This window comes from Fodinicurvata sediminis DSM 21159, from assembly GCF_000420625.1.
Taxonomy (GTDB): Bacteria; Pseudomonadota; Alphaproteobacteria; order Kiloniellales; family DSM-21159; genus Fodinicurvata; species Fodinicurvata sediminis.
In genome coordinates, this window is the sequence record NZ_ATVH01000015.1 from 461,847 (window position 1) to 470,181 (window position 8,335).

General features: G+C 61.0%; 8 protein-coding genes. All 8 read left to right on the plus strand.

Annotated features, from left to right (window positions below):
• Window positions 1-99: 99 nt before the first annotated feature.
• Complete coding sequence (locus G502_RS0112565; protein ID WP_022729029.1) at window positions 100-459, plus strand: hypothetical protein; 360 nt, start codon at window positions 100-102, stop codon at window positions 457-459.
• Window positions 434-850, plus strand: coding sequence for a response regulator (locus G502_RS0112570; protein ID WP_022729030.1), 417 nt, complete (start codon window positions 434-436; stop codon window positions 848-850). The genes G502_RS0112565 and G502_RS0112570 overlap by 26 nt, the downstream gene beginning before the upstream one ends.
• Entirely contained in the window at window positions 840-1,949 is a 1,110-nt protein-coding gene (locus tag G502_RS20075; protein WP_022729031.1) for a methyl-accepting chemotaxis protein, read from the plus strand. The genes G502_RS0112570 and G502_RS20075 overlap by 11 nt, the downstream gene beginning before the upstream one ends.
• Before the next feature lie 237 nt (window positions 1,950-2,186).
• Entirely contained in the window at window positions 2,187-5,861 is a 3,675-nt protein-coding gene (locus G502_RS21545; RefSeq protein WP_081649790.1) for a PAS domain-containing protein, read from the plus strand.
• A 211-nt stretch (window positions 5,862-6,072) separates the two neighbouring features.
• A complete protein-coding gene (locus tag G502_RS0112595; protein WP_022729033.1) occupies window positions 6,073-7,026 on the plus strand; it encodes a DMT family transporter in 954 nt (317 codons plus the stop codon).
• Between the two features lie 100 nt (window positions 7,027-7,126).
• Entirely contained in the window at window positions 7,127-7,651 is a 525-nt protein-coding gene (locus tag G502_RS21550; RefSeq protein WP_162140979.1) for a transposase family protein, read from the plus strand.
• Entirely contained in the window at window positions 7,587-8,042 is a 456-nt protein-coding gene (locus G502_RS21555; protein WP_081649792.1) for a transposase, read from the plus strand. The genes G502_RS21550 and G502_RS21555 overlap by 65 nt, the downstream gene beginning before the upstream one ends.
• Window positions 8,043-8,105: 63 nt before the next feature.
• A partial coding sequence (locus tag G502_RS0112605) for a hypothetical protein (protein WP_022729034.1) occupies window positions 8,106-8,335 on the plus strand: 230 nt, incomplete at its 3' end.

An 8,335-nucleotide genomic window follows, 5' to 3' on the forward strand; every position in this document is an offset into this window, starting at 1 on the left:
GGGATCCGGGGTGTACTGCAGCACAAAAGATGTATATACTATACTACTTATATTAAGCCGTACCTCACGGCTATGGCAGTAGGAAAGGAGACAATGCCGATGTGGATGATTTATCCGGTTGCCTGGCCAGAGGATTCGCGCTGGCAGGGGCGCGCTATCTGGGATCGGGTCATTGTGCGCGCCCCTTCCGCTGCCATGGCACGGGTGAAGGCTGCAAAGCTCGATCGGCCGAAGGAAGAACGCAGAATGGGCAACGAAACCCTTTGCTTTCGCAGCGGCCTGGAGGATGAGCGCCTCTATTGGGTGCGCCGTCTGAAGGAAGACGAGGCCCAGGTTTATCTGGACACGGAGACAGCACCACAGGTCAGTGACGTCTTTGCCGCCCGGCCCAGGTTGACAGGTCGGCACGCCCAAACAGGACAGGAGGTTCAGAATGGCAACGCTGCTGCTGACAGATAATGAGACATCCTTTCGTCAGGCGTTGGCCAAACGACTGGAGGAGGCAGGCTACGAAGTGCTTCAGGCAGGCGGTGGGCAGGAGGCCTTGGATCTTTACCGAAGGCATAGGGTAGAAGCCGTGATCACGGCTGTGCTGATGCCGGATCGGGATGGCATAGAGGTGATCCAGGAAATCCTTGGTCGGGGACAGGCAACACCCGTGCTGGCCATGTCTGGCGGTTGTGCGCTTTGCGGCCTGGATATCGGAAAGCTGGCCCAGCGTATTGGCGCTCGGAGGGTTCTGGAGAAGCCCTTTACGGCAGACGTCCTGTTGCAAGCGCTGGAGGATATACTGGGTCCTGGCAGCCGAGGCATTCCGTCATCGCGTGGGGAGGCGAGGCATGCCGCCTGAATTGCAACGCGAAGCCTTCCTTGAAACTGACCACGATGGCTCGCGCGAAGCCTTGCTGGCGCGCATTGTCGAGTTGGAGCAGCAAAGGGATATTGATCGCGCCATCTTCGCCAGCCTTTCCAGCTTCGGTGAGTCGCTGGGCGCGCTGCGTCAATCGTTTGGCGATCTTTCGGATTTGCTGGTCCAGAACAGCTGCGCGAACCGGGACAGTTACCGGGAATCCGAGGAAAGCTATGCCGGCCTGGAACACATGGTCCAGGCTATTTCCGATATCACCGGCGAGATCCAGACCGCCTCGGAGCAGATCACTGCACTGAATGGAAATGCGGGAGAGGTTGGGTCCATTCTTTCCCTGATCGAGGATGTTTCCGGTCAAACGAAACTGCTGGCCCTCAATGCCAGCATCGAAGCGGCGCGTGCCGGAGAGGCCGGTCGTGGGTTTGCCGTCGTTGCCAAGGAGGTGCGGAGCCTGGCGGGGCGTTCGGGAAAAGCGACCCTGGACATCGAGCGCCTGGTGCGCGCCATCCAGAATCAGGCCGGCCAGGCCGACAGCAAGATGCGTAGTAATGCAGCCACCACAGACGAGTTGAAAGGTTCAGCGGACTGCCTGCTGGGACGAACGCAGCGGTTGTTGGCGATGACGCGGGAAAGCGGCACCGCTTTGTCCGCGGCCGCGCTCTTGAGCGATATCGAGCTTGCCAACCTTGAGGAACTGGAACTGAAGCTCGAGGTCTATCGGGTGTTCATGGGGCAGTCTCGGGCTACGGCCGAGGACTTTCCCAGCGACAGCGAATGCCGCTTGGGCCAATGGTATTTCGAGGGGCAGGGCCAGGAGCTTTTTGGCAGCCTTAAGGAGTACGAAGCACTTGAAGCGCCGCATCGCCGTGTGCATGAACAGGCCCGCGCCGCTGTGCAGCACTATCGGAGCGGTGATCTGCAGGCGGCCTTGTCTGCCCTGAACGCCATGGAGCACAGCAATCTCGACGTCATGCAGCGCCTGCGCCGGATGCTCCGTGAGCACCAGGCCGATCTGGAGCCGAAACAGGAAGGCCTGCTTTCCCATGCCACCAACAGGCAGGCCGCCAACAGCCCAGCCTGAGGGGTGCCCGGCCCGCCGTCTCGCCTATGTCTCCGGCCGATTCCATACTACGGTTTTGTTCTCTCAAGAACGCTTAACGCGAAAGTTGTGGAATCTGGGCAATGGATATTATAGTCATTGCGCAACAGCGCGGGCAGGATGCCTCTGATGCTGTAGGCTAGGCAGGGCCAGTCTCCCAATGCGGGCGCGTCATGGCCGCTTGCCGGGCGGAATCGTTTCGACCGGAGTGAGGCGAACATGCCGAGGGAGTCTTGCTGTCATCAGGTTCTGGAGCTTGCTGCCCGTCATCTCAAGATGCCTTACGGGGCGCTCATGGTGCAGGCAGCCGGTGCTCTGCGCCTCGAAGCCAATGCAGGCTTCTCGGCAGACCGGTTCGACGGTGCTACTGGTCCCTTTCCCCTCCCTGATGACCTGACTGTGGTTGAAGACCTTCAGGGCAATCAGGGTGGCCTTCCGTTTTTCGTGCAACAGCTCTGCCCTGATGTCCGTTTCCTTGCGGTCGTTCCCGTTGATACCGGCACGGATATCCCTGTTGGATGTCTGTGGGTTGCCGATCACGAACGAAGGAGCCTGTCTCCGGAAGAAGCGCGAGACCTGAAGCAGTACGGCGATCTTGCCGGTCAGCTGCTTGGCGGGCCACAGCGTACAGACGGCGTGGAGGAACTGCATCCACTGCAGCGCGAGTTGGCTGAAGCCCTGCCGCACATGGTCTGGTCGGCCCGACCCGACGGTGTGGTGGACTACATCAGCCGCTATCTGAACGTCTTCTGTGGCGTGGAAGAGATTGATGCCGCCTCTGGCGAATGGCTGGATATGCTGCATCCCGATGACCGGGAGCGGACCCTGCAGGTCTGGGCCAAAGCGCGTGAGGAGGAGACCGATTACACGGTGGAGTTCCGTATCTACCACGCCGCTTCTCAGAGCTATCGCTGGCACCTGGTTGCCGCCAGGCCCCAGCGCGATTCAGAAGGACGGATCATCAGGTGGCATGGAACGACTGTTGACATTCAGGACCAGAAGGAGACCGAAAAACAACACGAGGCCCTGCTGGCCGCGATCCCCTTCGGTGTCCACGGCGTGGATAGGCAAGGGCGGGTGATCTTCGAAAATCCCTCTGCCCTTCGCATGCTGGACTATCAGGAAGGCGAGGTCATCGGCAAACGTGCCCATGACCTTTTTCATCATCACCATGCCGATGGCAGGCCCTATCCCATCGAGGACTGTCCCATATTCCATACCGTTCAGGATGGAGAGATCCGCCAGGTCGAGGAGGACATGTTCTTCCGGAAGGACGGCAGTGCCTTCCCCATATCCTATATGACAGCCCCGATAGTCGATGCGGAAGGTGAAATCACCGGCGGGGTCGTCGGCTTTCGTGATGTGACGGCCGAACGTCTGGAGAAGGACCTCCGTGCTCTGGAAGCGCGTGTGCTCAACATGGTCAGTGCAGCCACTCCCTTACCGGACGTGTTGAAGGAGATCACGGTAACTGTGGATGGGCTAATGTCCGGGGCACGTTCGTCGATCCTTCTGGTTCAGGATGGCCGCCTGTTTCATGGTGCGGCCCCCAACCTGCCCGCGGCCTACAACAAGGCCATCGACGGTGAGCAAGTCGGGGAGAATGCGGGCTCCTGCGGCACGGCAGCCTGGCGGCGGGAGGCCGTGATCGTCACCGACATTTCCAAGGACCCCCTCTGGAGATCTTATCGCAAACTGGCTGAATCCCACGGATTGCGTGCCTGCTGGTCGACGCCGGTCCTGGATGCCGAGGGCAGGGTCATGGCTACCTTTGCCGTCTATCATGAAGAGGTGCGCGCCCCCGAGCTTGGACAGATGGGAATCATCGAAAGGATCAGCCAGTACCTGCGCGTGGCAATAGAGCGTACACGCCAACATGAACGGATGGAGCAAAGCGAGGCCCGCTATCGTTCGCTGTTCAACCTGGTTCCGGCTTCCATCTGGGAAGAGGATTGGAGTGCCGTTCTGCCGATTGTCGCAAAACTGCGGGCTATCGGTGAATCCTGCCTAGGGGCGTATCTGGAGGAGCAGTCGCAGCTTATTGACGAGGCCATGCATTCCATCCGAACCCTGGATGTGAACCAGGCCTCTCTCGAAATGTTCGAGGCTGACGCAAAGCAGCAGCTTCTGCAGGCCCTGCCGAAGATTCTCGATACACCGGACAGTCAGGGGCGTTTTGCAGACGTCCTGGTCGCCCTGGCGGAAGGAAAGCGTACCTACCAGACGGAAATGCGGCTGCGTACGCTGGGCGATCGCATGATCCATGTCCTGCTTGGTATGGCCTTGCCCGAGCTGGACGATCCCTCCGGGCGTGTGCTGGTCAGCCTGATGGACATAACCGCCCGCAAGGAGGCGGAGCAGCGTTTCCTGACGGTCGCGCAGGCAACGAATGACGTGATCTGGGACTGGAGCCTGGAGACAGACCGGATCTGGTGGAACGATGGGCTATCGTCCGTCCTAGGTTACGAACGGGACACCGGCATGACGGAGGGGGCGTTCTGGACCACGCACCTTCATCCCGAAGACCGGGAACGTGTCCAGAACGCCTTGGATGGCCTACTGGCGCAGGACCAGTCGCTTTGGCAGTGCGAGTATCGCTTCATGCGTGCAGACGGCAGCTATGCCGAGGTCCTGGACAAGGGTGTGGTCATTACGGACGAACAGGGCAAGCCCGTCCGCATGGTCGGGAGTCTCCAGGACCTGACAGAGCGCCGGCATCTGGAGGCACAGCTGCGCCAGGCCCAGCGGCTGGATGCCGTCGGCCAGTTGACGGGGGGCATCGCACATGACTTCAACAACCTCCTGACAGTCATCCTGGGCAACAGCGAACTTCTGTCGGAGCGCCTGGGAGAGGATGAAAACCTGAAGAGCCTGGTCGAGATGACGGCGCGCGCTGCAGAACGCGGTGGCGAGTTGACCCGTCACCTGCTGGCCTTTTCACGCCAGCAGCCGCTGGATCCGAAGCCGACAGACATCAATCATCTGGTCACCGGGTTCCAGACCCTGTTGCAGCGGACTCTTAGCGAGTCGATCGAGATCGAACTGGCGCTGGCTGATGGCCTCTATCCGGCTGTGGTGGATTCTGCAGAGTTGGAAAACGCCATCCTGAACATCTGCCTCAATGCTCGGGATGCCCTGTCCGAGGGTGGTCGTATCCTTCTTGAAACCGCCGCGATCGATCTGGGAGAAATTGCATCTCCGTGGGCAGAGGACCTGGAACCCGGCGCGTACGTTGCGCTGTCCATAACCGACAACGGGGTTGGCATGGACGAAAGTACGCTGGCGCAGGCCGTGGAGCCCTTCTTCACTACCAAGGAAGTGGGCAAGGGCAGTGGCCTGGGGCTCAGCATGGTTTATGGTTTTGCCAGGCAATCAAGGGGCCATGTCCACATCGACTCGATGCCCAATGCGGGAACAAGGGTTACGCTGTATCTGCCGCGGGCCAGCGAGGGGGTTGCAGCAGTGGCGCTGAGTGCGGACGCGGAGGTCGATGGCCAGGGTGCCGGCAAGATCCTGCTGGTCGAGGACGATGAATCGGTGCGCACCCATGTGGCCAGCCAGCTCTCGATTCTGGGCTATCAGGTCGTGGCTTGCGAGAACGGTCCGGCAGCGCTGGAAGCGCTGGATCAGAAGCAGGATTTCGACCTGCTGTTCACGGATATCGTGATGCCGGATGGCATGGACGGGCAGGAACTGGCCGATGCGGCGCAGGCCCTATATCCCGACCTTCCGGTTCTCTTCACTTCGGGCTATAGCGAAGAGCTTGCCAGGCAAGAAAGCCGGGACAAGGCGGTCCACCTTCTGGCCAAACCCTACAAGCGGCGTGAGTTGACCCTCAAGCTCCGGGAAGTTCTTGAAGGTGGCGCCAGCGAGCGGGCCGGGCAGGATCGATAGGAGGTGCGGATTTGTGACCGCCTGCTGCCGGATGCGGTTGTTCACCTCCAAGCGACAGGATTAGAGTGCGTCGCTCACCCACTTTTTCTTATCGGAGGCTGCCCAAGGCCGGCCAAAACGGCCCTCAGGGACAGTAACAAACAGCGCTGTTCACTTTGCCTGCTTGGCGTAAAGGGGCTGTTCGTGCCAAGGAAGAGCTACGCGACATCGCATGACACAGGCCGCCAATGATACAACACGCATGAACGATCCCGATCGCGGTATGGCCATGATGGCCATGGCGATGTTGCTTGTGCCCGGAATCGATGCCATTGCAAAGACGCTTTCACCCACACTATCGCCCTTTCAGGTCGCTTTCCTGAGGTTCTTCATTCAAAGCCTGCTGCTGGCCGGGTTATTGCTGGTGATCACGCGGGGGCGGGCCTTTCGCGTGGCGCGGCGGGCTCTGCCGGGCCTGGCCATAGCCGGCGCCCTGATGGGGACAGCGGTTGGGTTCCTCTTCGCCGCCCTGGTGCACATGCCGCTGGCCAACGCGATCGCGATCTTCTTCGTCGAGCCCCTGATTCTGACGGTTTTCTCTGCCCTGTTCCTGGGCGAGCGTGTGGGCATTCGGCGCTACTCGGCGGTTGCCGTTGGCCTGTTGGGTGCACTGATCGTAATTCGGCCGAACTGGCTTGCCTTCGGGGTCGTGGCGATCTTTCCCCTGCTGGCAGCGGTCAGCTATGCCGTCATGTGGACCGTGGTGCGTTCCATGAGCGCGCGCACAGGGGGGCTGCAGCTGCAGTTCTACAGCGGCGCCTTCGCGTCGCTCTTCCTGGGCCTCTTCATCCTGGTGACGGACCTGTCGGGTATGGCCGGTTCGGTGATGGACTGGCGCACTCTCGATCTCTCGCTCTGGCTGCCCCTGCTGGGTCTGGGCGGCATCTCGGTGATCGGCCACATGTTCATCGTCGGTGCCTTCCGGCGCACCGAGGCCAGCATCCTGGCGCCCTTCCAGTACCTGGAGATCATCAGCGCGACGGCGCTAGGCTATCTGATCTTCGATGACTTCCCCGACGCCCTGACCTGGCTCGGCACGGCCATCATCCTGGCCTCGGGCCTTTATGTCTTCTATCGCGAGCAGCGTGTGGGACGGCAGATCGCTACGCAAAGCAAGGCGCGTTGAGGAAACGCTTTCTTCTTCGGGCTCTACGTCATGAACGGGGGATAAGCGGTATTCATTAAGCTTGGTTTGTATGGACCGAGACTTGATGGAGGAGGAACCGATGTCACCAGTAAATTCGCTTTTGGGTATAGAAGGCCTGGTGATTGAGCGGGTGGACAACCGGCGAGACATTCATGTCTGGGCCAGGCCCCGGGAGCGGCTGGCCTGTGTGCACTGTCAGCAGACGGCGGTGCGGATCAAGGCCACCTACCGGCGTACGCTCAAGCACAGCCGTCAGGGCAACCAGCTGGTGGTGCTGCACTTGAGCGTGCCCAAGTATCATTGCCCGGGGTGCCAGCGCTATTTCCGTCACCGCTTTGCCGGCATTCGTCCGAGGCTGCAGGCCACCGAGGCCTATCGCCTGGAGGTTTTCGAGGCCCATGAGGGCGGCGTCAGCCAGCGCAAGCTGACGGCCACGCACGCGGTGAGCAGCGCCACGGTGGAGCGCTGGTATCAATTCTTCATTCGCCAGCGCGTCTCGGAGCTGTCCGGCCGGAGCTGCCCCCAGGTGTTGGGCATCGATGAGCACTTCTTCAGCCGCAAGCAGCGGTTATGCCACGAGCCTGGTGGATCTCAAGAACCATAAGGTCTTCGATGTGGTGCTGGGCCGTTCGGAGCCCAGCCTGCAGTGCTATCTCAGCCGCCTGCCGGGGCGCGCGCAGGTCAGGCTGGTGGTGATGGATCTCTCGGAGACCTACCGCGCACTCGTGCGCCGGTACTTTCCCAACGCCCAGATCGTGGCCGATCGCTTCCATGTCGTTCGCCTGGTCAACCAGCACTTCCTGAAGCTGTGGCAGCAGCAGGACCCCGAGGGCCGAAAGAACCGGGGGCTGCTCAGCCTGATGCGGCGCCATCAGTGGACGCTGAAGGCCGACCAGCAGCAGCGTCTGGCGCAGTATCGTAAGCGGTCCGAGTGCCCCATAGGGTTTTCCGTTGACGGGTGCATGTGTTCTGTAAGCGGTCCGAGTGCCCCATAGGGTTTTCCGTTGACGGGTGCATGTGTTCTTGATTGTCCTTCTGCTGATTGCAGGGGAAAGGGCATGAGCACAGACAGCGCGGCATTACGCGCAAAGCTATCGAAACTGGAGGCTTTGTTCGCGGCGGCCGGTACGGCTGGCGAGCGTGCGGCCGCCGGGGCGGCAATGGAGCGGGTGCAGGCCCGCCTCGATGCGACGCCGGAGCCGGAGGTGGAACTGAAGTTCTCCTTTCCCGACAGCTGGACGGTGCGCCTGTTCGTGGCGATCTGCCGCAAGCACGGGCTGCGCCCCTA